Source organism: Hyphomonas johnsonii MHS-2, assembly GCF_000685275.1.
Taxonomy (GTDB): domain Bacteria; phylum Pseudomonadota; class Alphaproteobacteria; order Caulobacterales; family Hyphomonadaceae; genus Hyphomonas; species Hyphomonas johnsonii.
The window spans coordinates 140,597-158,421 of the sequence record NZ_ARYK01000005.1 but is presented as its reverse complement, the minus strand read 5'-3'; the positions used below and the strand labels follow the sequence as shown (position 1 = coordinate 158,421).

The 17,825-nt window shown below is 64.5% G+C and carries 15 protein-coding genes; 9 read left to right on the top strand and 6 right to left on the bottom strand.

The genetic code is table 11. The features are described from left to right. The first annotated feature begins 25 nt into the window (after positions 1 to 25). Positions 26 to 1,012, top strand: coding sequence for a cysteine synthase A (cysK, locus tag HJO_RS11395; protein WP_051618550.1), 987 nt, complete (start codon positions 26 to 28; stop codon positions 1,010 to 1,012). 8 nt (positions 1,013 to 1,020) lie between these two features. On the opposite strand, the gene HJO_RS11390 is transcribed toward cysK, so the two are convergent. Both HJO_RS11390 and HJO_RS18840 read right to left on the bottom strand, forming a co-directional pair. Beyond that, on the bottom strand, positions 1,021 to 2,610 hold the full coding sequence (locus tag HJO_RS11390) for a hypothetical protein (protein WP_035616989.1): 1,590 nt from the start codon (positions 2,608 to 2,610) through the stop codon (positions 1,021 to 1,023). Beyond that, on the bottom strand, positions 2,600 to 2,734 hold the full coding sequence (locus tag HJO_RS18840) for a hypothetical protein (protein WP_277813167.1): 135 nt from the start codon (positions 2,732 to 2,734) through the stop codon (positions 2,600 to 2,602). Before HJO_RS18840 ends, HJO_RS11390 begins: the two co-directional genes overlap by 11 nt. A gap of 108 nt (positions 2,735 to 2,842) precedes the next feature. On the opposite strand from HJO_RS18840, the gene HJO_RS11385 reads away from it, so the two are divergent. Genes HJO_RS11385 through HJO_RS11375 form a run of 3 tightly spaced genes read left to right on the top strand, consistent with a single transcriptional unit; the run spans position 2,843 to position 5,830 of the window. After that, a complete protein-coding gene (locus HJO_RS11385) occupies positions 2,843 to 3,415 on the top strand; it encodes a shikimate kinase (protein WP_035616987.1) in 573 nt (190 codons plus the stop codon). Then, complete coding sequence (gene aroB, locus HJO_RS11380; RefSeq protein WP_084141962.1) at positions 3,412 to 4,542, top strand: 3-dehydroquinate synthase; 1,131 nt, start codon at positions 3,412 to 3,414, stop codon at positions 4,540 to 4,542. Before HJO_RS11385 ends, aroB begins: the two co-directional genes overlap by 4 nt. A 25-nt stretch (positions 4,543 to 4,567) precedes the next feature. Then, positions 4,568 to 5,830: an HlyC/CorC family transporter gene (locus HJO_RS11375; protein ID WP_035616984.1), complete on the top strand. Its 1,263-nt coding sequence runs from the start codon at positions 4,568 to 4,570 to the stop codon at positions 5,828 to 5,830. Here the strand turns inward: HJO_RS11375 and HJO_RS11370 are convergent. After that, on the bottom strand, positions 5,810 to 6,151 hold the full coding sequence (locus tag HJO_RS11370; protein WP_035616983.1) for a hypothetical protein: 342 nt from the start codon (positions 6,149 to 6,151) through the stop codon (positions 5,810 to 5,812). The genes HJO_RS11375 and HJO_RS11370 overlap by 21 nt on opposite strands. Positions 6,152 to 6,228: 77 nt before the next feature. Beyond that, the gene (locus HJO_RS11365; RefSeq protein WP_035616981.1) at positions 6,229 to 6,501 is read right to left on the bottom strand and encodes a BolA family protein; all 273 of its coding nucleotides are present in this window, start codon (positions 6,499 to 6,501) and stop codon (positions 6,229 to 6,231) included. 31 nt (positions 6,502 to 6,532) lie between these two features. Between HJO_RS11365 and HJO_RS11360 the strand changes: the two genes are divergently transcribed. From HJO_RS11360 to HJO_RS11350, 3 genes are all read left to right on the top strand, one after another. Continuing rightward, a complete protein-coding gene (locus tag HJO_RS11360) occupies positions 6,533 to 7,156 on the top strand; it encodes a DnaJ domain-containing protein (protein ID WP_035616979.1) in 624 nt (207 codons plus the stop codon). Between the two features lie 9 nt (positions 7,157 to 7,165). Further along, positions 7,166 to 8,674 carry a glycerol-3-phosphate dehydrogenase gene (locus HJO_RS11355; RefSeq protein ID WP_035616978.1) on the top strand — a complete coding sequence of 503 codons (1,509 nt, stop codon included), beginning with the start codon at positions 7,166 to 7,168 and terminating at the stop codon, positions 8,672 to 8,674. Between the two features lie 137 nt (positions 8,675 to 8,811). Further along, a complete protein-coding gene (locus HJO_RS11350) occupies positions 8,812 to 9,801 on the top strand; it encodes a complex I NDUFA9 subunit family protein (RefSeq protein ID WP_035616977.1) in 990 nt (329 codons plus the stop codon). 276 nt (positions 9,802 to 10,077) lie between these two features. On the opposite strand, the gene HJO_RS11345 is transcribed toward HJO_RS11350, so the two are convergent. Beyond that, positions 10,078 to 10,638: a PA2169 family four-helix-bundle protein gene (locus HJO_RS11345; protein WP_035616975.1), complete on the bottom strand. Its 561-nt coding sequence runs from the start codon at positions 10,636 to 10,638 to the stop codon at positions 10,078 to 10,080. Between the two features lie 69 nt (positions 10,639 to 10,707). Continuing rightward, positions 10,708 to 11,559 carry an undecaprenyl-diphosphate phosphatase gene (locus HJO_RS11340; RefSeq protein WP_035616974.1) on the bottom strand — a complete coding sequence of 284 codons (852 nt, stop codon included), beginning with the start codon at positions 11,557 to 11,559 and terminating at the stop codon, positions 10,708 to 10,710. Between the two features lie 248 nt (positions 11,560 to 11,807). On the opposite strand from HJO_RS11340, the gene HJO_RS11335 reads away from it, so the two are divergent. Beyond that, a complete protein-coding gene (locus HJO_RS11335; RefSeq protein ID WP_035616973.1) occupies positions 11,808 to 13,253 on the top strand; it encodes an NAD(P)-dependent oxidoreductase in 1,446 nt (481 codons plus the stop codon). 5 nt (positions 13,254 to 13,258) lie between these two features. Next, entirely contained in the window at positions 13,259 to 17,800 is a 4,542-nt protein-coding gene (gene gltB, locus HJO_RS11330) for a glutamate synthase large subunit (protein WP_035616972.1), read from the top strand. The last annotated feature ends 25 nt before the right edge of the window (positions 17,801 to 17,825 follow it).

Sequence of the window (17,825 nt, the reverse complement as noted above, 5' to 3'; positions counted from 1 at the left end):
GATCAGCCAGGACAGGGGACACAGGATGAGCGGAACGATGGACTATAATGGCGTCAAGCTGGACCAGCCGGGACGCGGGCGGATCTATGACTCGATCCGGGAAACGGTGGGAAACACGCCGCTGGTGCGCATTCCGCGCATCTCGGCGGAAGAGGGCCTGAAGAGTGACCTGCTGCTGAAGCTCGAATTCTTCAACCCGCTGGCAAGCGTGAAGGACCGGATCGCCATCGGCATGATTTCGCAGCTGGAGAAGGACGGGAAGATCGGGCCGGGCGCGGTGCTGGTCGAGCCGACATCAGGCAATACGGGGATCGGCCTCGCCATGGTGGCGGCCTCGCGCGGCTACCGCCTGATCCTGACCATGCCGGATTCGATGTCGATCGAGCGCCGGAAAATGCTCGCGATCCTCGGCGCGGAACTGCACCTGACCCCGAAGGAACTTGGCATCAAGGGAACCTTCGACAAGGCGGCCGAGCTGCTGGCCGCGATTCCCGGCGCCGTCATGCCGAGCCAGTTCGACAATCCCGCCAATCCGGCAATCCATGAGGCGACGACCGCGCTGGAAATCTGGAACGATACCGGCGGCGCGGTCGATGCGGTGATTGCGGGCATCGGGACGGGCGGCACGTTCACCGGGTGCGCCCGTGTGCTGAAGGCGAAGAAGCCGTCGGTAAAAATGTTCGCAGTCGAGCCGGAAGCCAGTTCAGTCCTGTCAGGCGGCGAACCCGGCCCGCACGTGATCCAGGGCATCGGTGCCGGGTTCATTCCGGACAACATGGACACACGCCTGATGGATGGCGTGATCAAGGTTTTGAACGAGGATGCGATCAAGACGGCGCGGCGGGTGGCACGGACGGATGGCATTCCGGTCGGCATCTCGTCTGGCGCGGCGCTGACCGCAGGCCTCGAAGTGGCGAAGCGGCCGGACATGGAAGGCAAGACGGTTGTCGTGATCGTCCCGTCTTTCGCGGAACGCTATGTCTCGACCCTGTTGTTCGAAGGCCTTGGCTGAGGCAGCGCCTACTTCGCCGCTTTCCAGTAGCCGCTGGCTTCGAGGGCGAGGCTGGCGGCGGCCTCGGGGGCGTTGATCCTGCGAAGGGCGGCGCCGACGAGTGCGAGATCGGCGGCGTCGCGCCCTGACGGATCGCTGCCAACCAGGGTGACGGCGGCGAGGATCGTTTCACCTGCGGCCCCGGCATCTGCGGCGGCGAGCATGGCGAGCACGGCTCCCGGCTTGCCGGTCTTGCCCGGCGTTTCGCTCTCGGCGGCCATCAGGGCGCGGGCCGCGGGCGGCGGCGCGATGCCGGCGACAGTCCACAATGCGAACAGGCGGGCGGCCGTCTTGCCGTCGCCTTTTGCGGTCGCGGTTTCGATCAGCCGTGTCGCGGCCGCATCGGGATCGCCGTTGCCGGCGAGGACGGCGAGGGCGTCGATCATGGCGAAATCGAACGGCTTGATGTCCGGCGCGCCGTCAATGTCCGGCACCAGAGTCCAGAGTTCCGCACCTTCAAAATCACCGGCGGCAATACTGGCGCGGGCGAAGAGAAGGGCGTGCGGCGCAGTTTCCTTGGTCAGGCTGAGGCGTGCGAGGTCTTCCGCAAGGACGCGGGAGACAGCGGCAAAGCGGGCGGGACTGACAGCGGCGGCGTTCAGTGCGTCGGCAAGGGCATCGGCGCGGCCGTCTTGCGGCATGTCGATGTTCCGTGCGGTGGCGAGGGCGACTTCCACCCTGGATTCGGGGGTGAAGTCCGGATCGGCAAGCGCCGTGTCCAGCGTGTTGCGCCAGGCCGCGGTATCGACCAGCCCGGCTTCGGCGGCGATGGCGGCGGCCGCGTTGCGGACGCTGGCGGGAATGCCGGGCCGGGTGACGAGGGCGGCGGCAAGGTCCGGACGGGTGTCGGAAAGGGGGGAGTCGGGGGGCGCCAGGCCTGCCTTGACCGAAATGGCGATGGCGAGGCCGCTGTCATAGCGCGCCGGGGGCGGCTTCGGCAGTTCGCCGGAGGCCGCGAATACGGCAGAGGTCAGCCAGCCATCCTTCACGCCCTGCCCGGCGGCCATTTCGATGGCGAGTTCGGCGCCGGCGCCATTGTCGCGCAGGGCCGCGCAGACGGCGCGCAGCCGGGCCCAGTAGGCGCCGTCCTTCGGTCCGCCGAGCGGATCGGCACACGCCTCGGCCTCGTTGCCGATGGCGAGGTTGAGGTCGGCGGTGATCTCGGCGGCGTCCATGCCCTCAGGCGCGGTGTCGAGCCGGGCGATGAGACCAGCTGCGGCGGCCGGTTCTCCGAGCGCGAAGATGATGCGGGCGCGTTCGGCGAGAAGCGGCGCTGTGTCGTCACCCTGCGGGGCGGCGGCCGGGGACAGCGCTATCCGGCGCATCAGCTTGCGCCCGGTGGGGGTGAGGCCTTCGGTTGGTGCGGCCTGCATCAGCGCCAGCAGGGAGGCGCTGTCGGAGGCCTGCCACATCGTGACCGGCAGGGCCGGCTCACCTGCCGCCAGGAAGCCGGTGCCCCAGGGATCGACCTGCAGCAGCCCGGAATCCTCGATCTGGGCGGACGAAGAGAGGGTGAAAGCGACTGCGCAGGCACAGGCCGCGAGTGTCCTAGAGAACACCGTCGACCTCGATGCGCACTTCACCGTCGACCGGCTTGTTCTTTTCGGCCTGCTGGCCGAGCCACCAGGCCCCGACCAGGCCGAGCACAACGAGAATGCCCAGGAGAATCAGGTATTTGCGCATATGGATTTCACCTCTTGGTCGAATTCGGGCCGGCGTCGGCGGCTGGCCGATTGCTCACATGGCCTCGTCTCTATAGGAATTGGTCTGAATAGTGAATGAAAGCCCTTCATGCCTGCCGACAGCGACAGTCCTGCCCCTGTTTCCCCGCCCGCGCCAGCCTATGCGACGCGGACGATCGCGCTTGTCGGATTGATGGGGGCCGGAAAGTCCACAGTGGGGCGCCGTCTGGCCCACCGGCTGGGCCGGACATTCTATGACAGCGACCAGGAAATCGAGAAGGCAGCCGGCCTTTCGGTGGCAGATATTTTCTCGCTGCACGGCGAGGCCGATTTCCGGCGCGGCGAGCAGCAGGTGCTGAAACGCCTGCTGGCCGAGGAACCGCACGTGCTGGCGACGGGCGGCGGGGCATACCTCAACGAGGAGACGCGGACCCTGTTGCGCGAAAAGGCGGTGACGATCTGGCTGAATGCCGACCTCGAGACCCTGTGGCGGCGGGTGCAGAAGAAGTCGACACGGCCACTGCTGCGGCGCGATGATGCCAAGTCGGTCCTGGCGAACCTGTTCGTCGAGCGCGAACCGATCTATTCGCAGGCAGACCTCGTGGTTGATTCCAAGGACGGCCCGCACGGCACGACGGTCAACGCAATCCTCAAGGCGCTGAAGACATGGACACCGCAATGACCCTCTCCACACCGGCCCTCGAAACCGTCCGTGTGGATCTCGGCGTGCGCAGCTATGACATTCTTGTCGGGCATGGCGCGCTGGGCGACCTCGGCGCGCGGCTTGCGCCGCTGCTGAAGCGCCCGCGCGTATTCGTGCTGACCGACGAAAACGTGTCGCGCCTGCATATGGGCGCGCTGGAGCATGCCCTGGCCCCGGCCGGCATCGCTGCGGAAACGCTGGTGCTGGCGCCGGGCGAACAGACCAAGTCATTCGCCAACCTGGACCGTATCCTCGACTGGCTGCTTGGCGCCGGTGCGGACAGGAGCGATATCCTGGTCGCGCTGGGGGGGGGTGTCATCGGGGATATTGCCGGTCTCGCCGCCAGCCTGATGAAACGCGGCATGGGCTTTGTGCAGGTGCCGACGACCCTGCTGGCGCAGGTCGATTCCTCGGTCGGCGGCAAGACGGCGGTCAATTCGGCGCACGGCAAGAACATGATCGGCGCATTCTACCAGCCGCGGTTCGTGATTGCCGATACGGCGCTGCTGGCAACGCTGCCGCAGCGCGAGTTGCGTGCGGGCTATGCCGAAGTGCTGAAATACGGCCTGATCAATGATCCGGGCTTCTTCGACTGGCTCGAGGCGCATGGCGCCGACGTGCTGGCGCTGGAGGCGGTGGCGATCCAGAGGGCGGTGGCGACATCCTGCCGGTCAAAGGCGGCAATCGTCGCGGAAGACGAGACCGAGGCTGGCGTGCGGGCGCTGCTCAACCTTGGCCATACATTCGGCCACGCGGTGGAGGCGGCCAATGGGTTCGGGCCAGACGTCCTGCATGGCGAGGCGGTGGCGCTCGGCATGGCGCTCGCGTTCGGTTACGGCGCGCGCGAAGGGATTACGACGCCGGAAACGGCCGAGCGGGTCAGCCGCGTGATCGCCGCTGCCGGCCTGCCGGTGGCACTGGGCACGGTTCCGGGCGGCCCTTATGAAGCGGCCAATCTTGCCAACCTGATGAAACAGGACAAAAAGGCGATTGGCGGTCGGGTGCCGCTTATTCTGGCGCGGGGGATCGGTCAGTCCTATATTCATCCGGATGCCGACCTCAAGTCGGTGGCGGCCTTCCTGGCCGCCGAACTGGGCAAGGCGTGAGGGACATCTCCATTCTCGGGGCACCATGATAGTCGGATACATCATCGCGATCCTGGTATTGCTGGGTCTTTCTGCATTCTTTTCGGGGTCGGAGACGGCGCTGACGGCTGCGTCGCGCGCTCGCATGCACCAGCTGGAAAAGGAGGGTGACCGGCGCGCGGCTGCCGTGAACCGCCTGATTTCCGACCGGGAGCGCCTGATCGGATCGATCCTGCTTGGCAACAACCTGGTCAATATCCTCGCCTCGGTCCTGGCGACGTCCCTGTTCACGCTGCTGTTCGGACAGGGCGGGCTGGCCATGGTCGTCGCGACCGGCGTGATGACGATCCTGGTGCTGGTGTTTTCCGAAGTCCTGCCGAAGACCTATGCGATCACGCGCACGGATTCGATGGCGATGGGTGTCGCCCGGCCGATCGGCCTGCTGGTGGTCTCGGCCTCGTGGATCGTCAAGTTGATCCAGATGATCGTGATGGCGACATTGAAGCTGCTCGGCCTGGCGACGCCGGCCGACGCGCTGACAGCGGAAGACGAGATTCGCGGCGCGATCGACCTGCATGCGTCAGAAGGCGGCGTGGCCGCCGCAGACCGGTTGCGCCTTGTCGGCGCGCTGGACCTGAAGGGCCTGACCGTCGAGGACGTCATGATCCACCGGCGCAACATCAAGATGCTGAACGCCGACCTGGAGCCGCGCCAGATCGTGATGAAGGCACTGGCGAGCCCGCATACGCGCCTGCCGCTGTATCGCGGGGAGAAGGAAGAGATTGTCGGCATCCTGCACGCCAAGGACCTGCTGCGGGCGGCATTGCCGCTGGGCGGCGACCTGTCGGCGCTGGATCTTGAAGGGATTCTCCGGAAACCGTGGTTCGTGCCGGAAACGACGCCGGTGCAGGACCAGCTGGACCTCTTCCTGTCAAAGCGCAGCCATTTTGCCCTGGTCGTCGACGAATACGGCGAGTTGCAGGGGCTGATCACGCTGGAAGACATTCTCGAGGAAATTGTCGGCTCGATCCATGACGAATACGACGTCGCCGTGCAGGGTGTGCGCCCGCAAGCCGACGGAACGGTCAATGTCGATGGCTGGGTGCCGATCCGCGACCTCAACCGGGCGACCGGCTGGGACCTGCCAGACGAGGAGGCCGTCACGGTCGCCGGACTGGTGATCCATGAGGCGCAGGCGATTCCCGAACCAGGGCAGAGCTTCGTGTTCCACGGCTACCGGTTCAATATCCTGCGCCGCCAGCGCAACCAGGTGACAGGGCTCAATATCTCAGAATCTGACCCGGCCTGAGTCGCTCTCGCCCGAGGCCATGATTGCGTCCGCGCGCGGGCCGTTGCAGCCATTCGTCGTCAGCCACAGGCGTTCGCGTTCGGATACGATATCGGCCGAGTCGGGAGCCGGATTGCGCAGCGAGATGACGGCATAGGTGGTGCGGTAGGCGTCGACGTCGTTCGATACCGGCACGAACATGATGCTGGCATTTCCGGCGCAGGTCGTTTCCTGAATCCTGTGCAGGAGTGGCAGGTCCAGCTCGCCGAGCCGGTTTTCGGCAAGGGCCGTTCCGCTGGCCAGAAGGCAGGCGGCGCCCAGTATGAGGTTCTTGCAGTCCATCACCCGTACTCCTCGACGGTTCGAAGACGAAACGATTGATTCGAAATCGGGTTCCCGTAAGGATTAAAAAAGGTCAATTATGGCATTTTCGCCTTCAGGGAGAGTGCGTGGAGGCCGGAATCGAATTCCGCCTGCAGGGCCAACATGACGGCGCGCTGTATCTGGACGCGCGAAAGGCCCTCGAAAGCAGTCGACGTGATCTCTATATTATAGTGCGTTTCACCACCGGGCGCAGCGCCGGCATGGCCCGCATGACGGGCACTGTCGTCGATGATCTCGAGGTGGGTGGGTTCGAACGCTTCGGTAAGAAGTGCACGAATTCGCGATGTTCTGTCACTTGGTTGTGGCATGTTTACAATCCAATCCGTATTATGGCCCGCTATGTCAGATTCAGATCCCTTCAGCTACCGCGTCAAATTCACCGATATTCGCGTGAAACCCCCGGCCGATGAGGCTTCCAAGGCACGTGCCCGCAAGACACGGGTGTGCGAGCATGATGGCTGCGAACTGGAGGGCGCGTTCCCGGCGCCCAAGCGTGGCGGCAAAGGCAAGCACCATTTCTGCCAGGCGCACATCATCGAATACAATCGCAGCTTCAACTTCTTCGAAGGCATGTCGGAGGCCGAAGCGGCCGCGTTCACACGCGCCGAACGGTTCGGCCACAAGCGCACCTGGAAGTTCGGCACCGGGCCGATGGCCGGCAAGAAGGCGTCCAAGAGCCATGATCCGCGCACCTGGGCGGGCCGGGGCTTCTTCAATGTCGATGACGCCGCCAATGCCGAAGCCGGGTCGCAGGCGCGCCGCTCGAGCATGCAGGTGCGAGCGCTCAACGAGCTCGACCTGGAGGCGACGGCTCCGCCGGCCGAGATCCGGGCACGCTATGCCGAATATATCCGCCGTTTCCACCCGGACTCGAACAAGGGCGACCGTTCGTCTGAGCACAAGCTGCAACGGGTGATCCGGGCCGGCAAACTGCTCAAGGCGGCGGGCCTGATGAAGGGCTAGGGCCCGGGCATGCATGATCTCCTGGTCATCGGCGGCGGTATCAATGGTGTCGGGATTGCGCGCGATGCGGCGGGGCGGGGCCTGAAAGTCGTTCTCTGCGAAAAGGATGACCTGGCCGCGCATACGAGTTCGGCAAGCACCAAGCTGATCCATGGCGGCCTGCGCTATCTTGAACAGTATGATTTCGCCCTCGTGCGCAAGGCGCTGATCGAGCGGGAAATCCTGTTGCGGGCGGCGCCGCACATCATCTGGCCGATGCGATTCGTGCTGCCTTATGACAAGGACCTGCGGCCGGCCTGGCTGATCCGGCTTGGCCTGTTCCTTTACGACCATCTCGGCGGGCGCAAGATGCTGCCGCCGACGAAGACGCTGCGGCGCGGCAAGACGGACCGGCTGGACCCGCTGAAGGCGGAATTCCGGCTCGCGTTCGAATATTCCGACTGCTGGGTCGAGGATGCCCGCCTCGTCGTGCTGAACGCGGTGGATGCGCAGACGCGCGGGGCCGACATACGCACGCGCACGGCCTGCACGGGCCTGGTGCGCCATGCCGATCACTGGGAGGCGACCCTCAAGGGGCCGGACGGCGAGAGGACCGTGATGGCGCGGGCTGTGGTCAACGCCGCTGGCGGCTGGGTCGACGCGGTGCTTGGCCTGGCCGAGCCGGGCCGGACGCAGAAACACCTGCGCCTGGTCAAGGGCAGCCACATCATCGTGCCGCGCTGGCATGAAGGCGACCATGCCTATTTCTTCCAGAACGGCGACGGGCGGATCATGTTCGCGATTCCCTATGAGCGCGGCGAATTCACGCTGATCGGCACCACGGATGTGCCGTTCGAGGCCGACAAGGACAATGTCGTGATCAGCCAGGACGAGATCGATTATCTCTGCGCGGGTGCCAGCGAGTATTACAAGCGCGCCATCACGCCGGCCGATGTCGTGGCGACCTATTCCGGCGTGCGCCCGCTGTACGATGACCGCGCGGCGAACGCATCGAAGGTGACGCGGGACTATGTGCTGAACTGCGACCGCACCGGCGGCGCCCCGGTCCTGTCGGTGTTCGGCGGCAAGATCACGACGTTCCGCGAACTGGCCGAACACGCCCTGAAGGAGCTGGCGGGCGACTTTCCCGGCATGGGGCCGGCCTGGACGCGCGACGCAAGCCTGCCCGGCGGCGACATTCCGCGGGCCGACTTCGAGGATTTCCTGACCGGCCTGGCGCAGCGCTATGACTGGATGGCGCCAGACCTGCTGCGCCGCCTGGCGCGGGCCTATGGCACGCGCGTGCCCGAGGTGCTTGGCGACGCCACCGATGTTTCCGGCTTGGGGCATGATTTCGGTGCCGGCCTGTATGCGGCGGAGGTGGCCTATCTCATCGCGAACGAATTTGCCGTCACCGCCGAGGACGTGCTGTGGCGGCGCAGCAAGATGCGCCTGCACCTGACAGCAGCCCAACAGGAAGCGCTGGCCGCCTGGATGGAGCAAAACGGGCAAGATCGCGGCGCGACGGGTGCCACCTGACCGGATGACCGGCCCGCGCCCATTGCGCGGGCGAATTTGCCCGCTGCGTCAGTTCTTGCCGCATGGACAGAGGCCGGTCTCTATGGTCAAAGGCGGCAGGCAAAATTCTGGCCCAGCCAGCGAGTGAGACAGGTGACATGACCAAGGGACTGGTAACGGTTTTCGGGGGCTCGGGCTTTATCGGCCGCTATGCAGCCCGCACGCTTGTGGAAAAAGGCTATCGCGTTCGCGTGGCTTGCCGTCATGTGAACACCGCGCAGGACGTGCGCCTCGCCGGCCCGCCGGGATGGGTCGATATCGTGCAGGCGAACATTCGTGACCGCGCCTCCATCGAGCGGGCGCTGGACGGCGCTGACGCGGTGGTGAACCTGGTCGGCATCCTGTTCGAGAAGGGCCCGCAGAGCTTTGAGTCAGCGCAGCGCGATGGCGCGGCCCTGCTGGCTGAAGTGGCGGCCGGGAAGGGCATCACCCGCTTCGTGCAGGTGTCTGCCATCGGTGCCAACACCGAATCCCGTTCCGACTATGGCCGCACCAAGGGCGAAGCCGAGGCGGCCGTGCGCGCCGCAATTCCGACGGCGACAATCCTGCGGCCGTCAATCGTGTTCGGCCCGGAAGACGGTTTCCTCAACCGGTTTGCCCAGATGACACGGTTCCTGCCGATCCTGCCGTCGGTCGGCGGCGGCAAGACGCGGCTGCAACCGATCTATGCCGGCGATGTTGCCGATGCGATCGCGCAGGCCGTCGATCTGGAAGGCGCGGCCGGCAAGACCTACGAGCTGGGTGGGCCGCGGACATATACGTTCAACGAGATCTACGACTACATCCTGAAGCAGGTTGACCGGCGCCGGTTCAAACTGTCGCTGCCCTTCTTCGTTGCCCGCCCGATGGGCTATATCTTCGGAGCAATCTGGCGCTACATCCCGCCGTTTTCCTGGGGCATGATCGGTGAGCCGCCCCTGACGGGCGACCAGGTCCAGATGCTGAAGACGGACAATGTAGTGGCGCAGGATGCCCTGACAGCCGCCGAGCTTGGCCTGACGCATCTGGAATCGGTTGAATCGATTGCCCCGACCTACCTGTGGCGTTTCCGTCCGTACGGGGAATTCAGCAAGCCCGCCGACGCCTGACGGGCGGCTGGCACAGCCAACCTGAATGCTACCCGAATAAAAATGCCCGCAAATTGCCTGATATGTGCCGTCTTGCGTGCCTGATTGGTGCATCAGATAGGCATTCTCCGCAGGCGTTTGGGACGCACGATGCGAGAGGGGCAACACGCGGCGGGGCGCCAATTGGGCACCGGGCGCGTGTTGCTTTGCGTGGCGCCAGAATCGCATGGCCATCCGCACACGATCAAGTCGCATACGAATGGCCGTCCGGGTGTTTGGTCATCCGGGCCGATCAGGTCAGATGGCCTGGTCGGTTGCCTTCAGTTTCGTGATCTCTGCCTTGACCGATACCTGGAGCTTGGCGATCAGGGCGCTGGTTTCCGGTGTCAGGTCTTTTGCGGCGACTTTGGCAAGTTCGTCGCGAATGTATTCCTCACCGCGCAACACTTCCTCGACGGCGACTTCGGAATCATTGTCGACGGCAGTCCGCAGGGCCGTGAAGGTCCGGTGGCCGGTGCCGAGCGCTTCGCCCATGGTGGCTGGCTGGCCGCCGAGCGCAATGACGCGGTCCTGGATCACTTCGCGTTCGCCGTTGCGGTAGTCGTGCAGGCTGAGAAGCATTTCCTTCAGGCCATTGTTCTCGTCAGGAATATCGGCGGCCTGTTTGTAGAGGGCGGCAGCGTCGATGTAGATCGCGGCGAGCTTGTTGAGGGCTGTGACTTCGGCCTTGAGATAGGGCGCTTCAGCCGCGCTTTGCGACGCTGCGGCCTGCTCCTGCTGGGAGAGGCCGGCATTGGCGCAGGCGCCAAGGGCGAGCGGCGCAGCAATGGCGGTCAGAGCGTAAATGTGGAGTCTCATGGGAAAATCCTTTCCGGTGTTGTTGGACACCGGACCAACTCGCGGCCACGCAGATGGGTTCCGCCCCGCCTAGAGGAGACCGACCATCGGTGTGGTCAGGAGAAGCGCGATGCCCAGTGCGAACCGGTAAAGCACGAAGGGAAGAAAACTTATCCTGCGCAGGATCGCCATCAGGGCCGCGATCGAGGCCAAACCGGTGAGGAAGGCCACGCCGGCAACGATCATTCCGTCCTGGAAGGTCACGGCACCGGCAGTGGCCGGCGTGTCCATCAGCCCGAGAGCGCCATAGAGGCCAGCGGCCGCCAGAATAGGCGCGCCGATCAGCATCGAGAACCGCGCTGCCTCGGGCCGGGCATAGCCGAAGGCACGTGCGGCGGTCATCGTGATGCCGGAGCGGCTGGTGCCGGGGATGATGGCCGCGATGGCCTGGGTTGCCCCGATCAGGAAAGCGTGGCCGAGCGTCATGTCGGCCTCGGTGCGTTCGCGTCCGCCCTTGGCATCCGCCCACCAGAGCAGCGCGCCGAACACGATGGTGGCGCCAGCGACGGTGTAGGCGCTGCGAAGCATGGCCTGCATTTCGGGCGGCAGGAATTTTTCGTACACCGCGGCCACGGCGAGCGCGACCGGCGTTGCCACGAGGATGCAGAGTGCGAGACGGGCGCCGGGTGAGAGGGGCTTGCGGCTGACCGGCGCGGCGACGAGTTCGAACCCGCCCATCACGGCGCGGGCGACATCCTTGCGGAAATACAGCAGCATCGCAGCCAGCGTCCCGAGATTGGAGACCGCATTGATCAGCAATTCGTCACGGCCTTCGAGACCGAAATAGCCGGAGGCGAGCAGGACATGGGCTGACGAGGAAATCGGCAGCCACTCGGTGAAACCCTGAAGGGTGGCAATGATGATGAGTTGCAGCAGGGACATGGGGAAGCATCTTTCAGGCAAGGCGGGTCGTCGGGTGAAGTCTTTCGCCTAGCCGAGTTTGCCCGGCTGAGGCAGTGCCTATGGAGATATCAAAACGATACTCAATTGACAAAGAAGTCAAAAATTCCCCGGGAGATAACTCCAGAATACGCTATTAAAGTATCAATATGATTTGTATCAGGACTTTGGTGCTTGTGAAAGGCCGTCGCGGCAGTGTAAATGGACGCCAGTCCTGACTGGAGGTCCGAATGGCGGGAAAGATGCAGCAATTTGTACGGCTCGAACGGTCGATGCCGGTAAAACGTGCGCCGGAGCAGCGGACCCAGGATTTCGAGGAAGTCTATTCCGACTACCACCTTGAGGCCGCGGCGGCGCAGGCTGCGCGCTGTTCGCAGTGCGGCGTGCCGTTCTGCCAGCAGGGCTGCCCGTTGCAGAACAATATTCCCGACTGGCTGAAACTGGCCGCCGAGGGGCGGCTCGAGGAAGCGTGGCAGGTTTCGTCGGCCACCAACAACATGCCGGAGATCTGCGGGCGTATCTGTCCGCAGGACAAGCTGTGCGAAGGCATCTGCACGGTCGAGCAATCGGGCCACGGCACGGTCACGATCGGGGCCGTCGAGAAATACATCACCGACACGGCGTGGGAAGAGGGCTGGGTCAAGCCGATCGTGCCGCCGCGCGAACGCAAGCAGTCGGCCGGCATCATCGGCGCGGGCCCCGGCGGGCTGGCGGCTGCCGAACAGCTGCGCCGCAAGGGCTATCAGGTCACGGTGTATGACGCCTATGACCGGGGCGGCGGCCTGCTCGTCTACGGTATTCCAGGATTCAAGCTGGAAAAACCTGTCGTGGAACGGCGCATCAAGCGCCTCGAGGACAGCGGAATCACATTCAAGTTCAATACGCGGGTCGGCGAGGATGTCTCGCTTCAGGCCCTGCGCAAGACGCACGACACGGTGCTGATCGCGACAGGCGTCTACAAGGCCAAGGACCTGAAATGTCCCGGCGCAGATGCTGAAGGCGTGCTGGCTGCGCTCGACTACCTGACCGCCTCCAACCGCAAGAGTTTTGGCGACGACGTGCCGGCCTTTGACGATGGAACGCTGAATGCCGAAGGCAAGCGCGTGGTCGTGATCGGTGGCGGTGACACGGCGATGGACTGTGTCCGCACGGCCGTGCGCCAGGGCGCGAAGTCCGTGACCTGTCTCTATCGCCGCGACCGGGCGAACATGCCCGGCAGCCCGCGCGAAGTGGCCAATGCCGAAGAAGAAGGTGTCGTGTTCGAATGGCTGGCTTCGCCCGAAGTGATCCTCGTCACCAAGGCCGGCAAGGTAAAGGCGGTGCGTGCGGCGCTGATGCGGCTGGGCGAACCGGACGCGAGCGGACGGCAGAGCCCGATCAAGTCCGGCGACACGATCGACGTCAAGGTCGACCTGGTGATCAAGGCGCTGGGATTTGACCCGGAAGACCTGCCGGACCTGTTCAACGAACCGGCATTGACGGTGAACCGCTGGGGCGCCGTGCGGGTCGATTATGCAACCATGGAAACCAGCCTGACCGGCGTGTATGCGGCGGGCGACATCGTCCGCGGGGCATCTCTCGTGGTCTGGGCGATCAAGGACGGGCGCGATGCAGCCGCATCGATGCATCAGGCGATGAAGGCGGCCACCCGGGCCGCGAAAGTCGCGGCGGAGTAGAGCAGATGTCAGATTACGTGAAACAGTACGAAGCCAACCGCCAGAAGCTGGTCGATGGCCATGCCTATGACCCCGCCGACGAGCACGATGCCTGCGGCGTCGGTCTTGTTGCCGCGCTGGACGGCAAGCCGCGCCGCGAGATTGTCGAGATGGGCATCATGGCGCTGAAGAATGTCTGGCACCGCGGGGCGGTCGACGCCGATGGCAAGACCGGGGACGGCGCGGGTATCCGCGTGGCCGTGCCACAGGATTTCTTCCGTGAGCATGTCACCCGCACCGGGCACACGCCGACCGACGACCCGATCTGTGTTGGCCAGATATTCCTTCCGCGCACCGATTTTGCGGCCCAGGAAGCGGCGCGCACGATCGTCGAGACCGAAGTGCTGCATTTCGGCTTTTACATCTATGGCTGGCGCCAGCCGCCGGTCGATGTGTCGGTGATCGGCCAGAAGGCCAAGGACACGCGCCCGGCAATCGAACAGATCATGTTCCGCGATGCGCAGGCCCGTTCGCCGGAAGACCTGGAGCGGGCGCTGTATATCTGCCGCCGCCGGATTGAACGCCGGGCCCGCGAAATGGCGATTCCGGGTTTCTATGTCTGCTCGCTCAGCCATTCCTCGCTGATCTACAAGGGCATGTTCCTGGCGCAGGACATCGACAATTTCTATCTCGACCTGCGCGACCCGCGCTTCATCTCGAACTTCGCGATCTACCACCAGCGTTATTCGACCAACACGTTCCCGCAATGGTCGCTGGCCCAGCCTTTCCGGATGATCGCCCATAATGGCGAGATCAACACGCTGCGCGGCAACAAGAACTGGATGAAGAGCCACGAGATCCGCATGGTCTCGGAAGCCTTTGGCGAACATGTCGACGACATCAAGCCGGTCATCCCGGACGGCTCATCGGATTCCGGTGCGCTGGATTCGGTGTTCGAACTGCTCTGCAAGTCGGGCCGCCCGGCACCGATGGCCAAGGCCATGCTGATACCGGAAGCCTGGTCGAAGCGGGATTCGGTGATGCCGTCCTCGCACCAGGCGCTGTACGATTATTGCAATTCCGTGATGGAACCCTGGGACGGCCCTGCCGGCATTGCCGCCTATGACGGACGCTGGGCGATTGCCGGGCTTGACCGGAACGGCCTGAGACCGCTGCGTTACGCCCTGACGACCGACGGCATCCTGGCTGTCGGATCGGAAGCCGGCATGTGCCCGCTGGGCGACCATGAAGTGGCCAAGCGCGGATCCATTCCGGCCGGTGGCATGATTGCGGCCGACCTCAAGACAGGCAAGTTCTACGAACACCGTGAGCTGATCGATTTCCTCGCTGCCGAAAACCCTTATGAGGAATGGCTGTCCAGCGTGACAGAGCTTGAGCCGGAAATCGGCCCGGGCGAGGAGCCCCAGCTTTACAGCAAGGAGGAACTCCTGCGGCGCAAGACGGCGGCCGGCTATTCGCTCGAGACGCTGGAACTGATCCTCGCGCCCATGGCCGAAACGGCCAAGGAGGCAATCGGGTCGATGGGGGATGACACGGCGCCCGCGGTCCTGTCTTTCTCCTACCGGCCGATGAGTCATTTCTTCCGGCAAAATTTCAGCCAGGTGACCAACCCGCCCGTCGATCCGCTGCGCGAGGCGCGGGTCATGAGCCTGAAGACGCGGTTCAAGAACCTGGGCAACGTGCTGGATACGGACAAGTCGCAGCAGGAAGTCTTCGTGCTGGAGAGCCCGGTGCTGACGACGGGCATGTACGAACGCCTGATCGTCCGGCTGGGCGTCGGCATGGCCGAGATCGACTGCACGTTCGATGAGGCGGACGCGACTGCGGATGGCGGCGCGCTGAAGGATGCGCTGAGCCGGATCCGGCGCGAGGCGGAGGAAGCCGTGCGCGAGGGCCGCGAACATATCGTGCTGACCGACCAGTATCAGTCTGCGGACAAGATCGCGATCCCGATGATCCTGGCGACCGGCGCGGTGCATTCGCACCTCGTGGCGCAGGGCCTGCGGACGTTCTGCTCGATCACGGTGCGGTCGTCAGAATGCCTGGACACGCACTATTTCGCGGTCCTGGTGGGCGTCGGCGCAACATGTGTGAACGCCTATCTTGCGCAGGACGTGATCGCTGACCGGCACGCGCGCGGCCTGTTCGGCGAGATGACGCTGAACGAGTGCGTCAAGAACTACAAGGACGCTGTCGAGGCCGGGCTGCTCAAGATCATCTCGAAGATGGGTATCTCCGTGATCTCGTCGTATCGCGGCGGTTACAATTTCGAGGCGCTCGGGCTGTCGCGTGCACTTGTCGCGGATTATTTCCCCGGCATGAACAGCCGTATCTCGGGCCTGGGTCTCGCTGGCCTGGAAGAGAACGCGCTGGTTCGCCATGAAGCGGCGTTTGACGAGGATGTGGTGTCTCTCCCGGTTGGTGGTTTCTACCGTCTGAGGGCGAACGAAGAGCCGCATGCGCTGGACGGGAACCTGATCCACACATTGCAGGCGGCCTGCAATCGCGGCGACTATTCGATCTATCGCAAATATGTCGAGGCCGTGCATGCGCGTGATCCGATCCAGCTGCGCGACCTGCTGGACTTCAAGGTGGCGGGCGAGGCGGTTCCGCTGACGCAGGTTCAGTCGATCAACGAGATTCGGAAGCGGTTCGTCACGCCGGGCATGTCGCTCGGCGCGCTGAGCCCCGAAGCACACGGTACGCTGAACATCGCGATGAACCGGATCGGTGCGAAATCCGTGTCCGGTGAGGGCGGCGAGGACAGGGCGCGCTACCGGCCCTTGCCGAACGGCGACAACATGAACTCGGCGGTCAAGCAGGTTGCCTCCGGCCGCTTCGGCGTAACGGCGGAATATCTCAACCAGTGCCGCGAGATCGAGATCAAGATCGCGCAGGGCGCGAAGCCCGGCGAAGGCGGCCAGCTGCCGGGATTCAAGGTGACGGAGTTCATCGCCAAGCTGCGCCATGCGACGCCCGGCGTGATGCTGATCTCGCCGCCGCCGCACCATGACATCTATTCGATCGAAGACCTGGCCCAGCTGATCTACGACCTGAAGCAGATCAACCCGGAAGTACGGGTCTGCGTGAAGCTCGTCGCGCAGTCAGGTGTCGGCACGGTGGCCGCTGGCGTGGCGAAAGCCAAGGCGGACATCATCCTGATCGCCGGCGGTGTCGGGGGCACGGGCGCCAGTCCGCAAACCTCGATCAAGTATGCCGGCCTGCCCTGGGAGCTTGGCCTGGCCGAGGCGCACCAGATTCTCAGCCTCAACAACCTGCGCGACAAGGTCACGCTGCGCACAGATGGCGGCCTGCGCACCGGGCGCGATATTGTGATCGCTGCCATGCTCGGCGCCGAGGAATACGGCATCGGCACGGCCAGCCTGATTGCGATGGGGTGCATCATGGTGCGCCAGTGCCATTCCAACACCTGTCCGGTCGGTGTCTGCGTCCAGGACGAAGCATTGCGGGCGCACTTTACCGGGACACCGGAAAAGGTGGTGAACCTGATGAGCTTCATCGCCGAGGACGTGCGCGAAGTGCTGGCCTCGCTGGGCCTGACCTCACTCGATGAAGCGATCGGGCGGACCGACCTCCTGGTCCAGGTCAGCCGCGGTGCAGCCCACCTCGATGACCTCGATCTCAACCCGCTGCTGGTGCAGGTCGATACCGATCACCCCGTCGTCTACCAGCCGACCCGGCGCGAGGAAGTGCCGGATTCGCTGGACGTGCAGATCCTGCGTGACGCGGAGCCTTTCTTCGAGCGTGGCGAGAAGATGCAGCTGGAATACAATGTCCAGAACACGATGCGGGCCATCGGTGCGCGGTCGAGTTCGGCGATCACCCGCAAGTTCGGCATGAGCGCATTGCCGGAGGGAAGGCTGCATATCCGGCTGGAAGGTTCGGCCGGCCAGTCGCTCGGCGCGTTCAGCGTGCAGGGCCTGCTGCTCGAAGTGATCGGCGATGCCAATGACTATGTCGGCAAGGGCCTGTCGGGTGCGACGATCGTCGTGGCGCCGAAACCGCGCGAGCGGCGGTCTGCATCCGGCGATGCGATTGTCGGCAATACCTGCCTTTACGGTGCGACGGCAGGCAAGCTGTTTGCCTCCGGCACGGCGGGCGTGCGGTTTGCCGTGCGCAATTCCGGCGCCAGGACCGTGGTTGAGGGGTGTGGTGCGAACGGCTGTGAGTACATGACCGGCGGACGCGCGGTTATCCTCGGCCCGGTCGGGGACAATTTCGGTGCCGGCATGACGGGCGGTGTCGCTTTTGTCTGGGATCCGGAGCAGCGGTTCGAGCGGTTCGCGAACCCGGACTCGATCGACTGGCATTCGCTGGCTGGCATGCCGACCGAACATATCGAGTCGTGCCGGGCACTGGTCCAGGAACATGCCGACCGGACGGGATCAATCCGCGCGAACGAGCTGCTGGCGGAGTGGAACACGGCGATCAACCAGATCCTGATGATCGTGCCGAAGGAGATTGCCCACCTGCTGTTGCCCAAGGCCAAGCCGAAGGTGAAGAAGAAGGTGGCCGAAAAAGCCTGAGACCTGTCCATGACCGGGCCTCGTC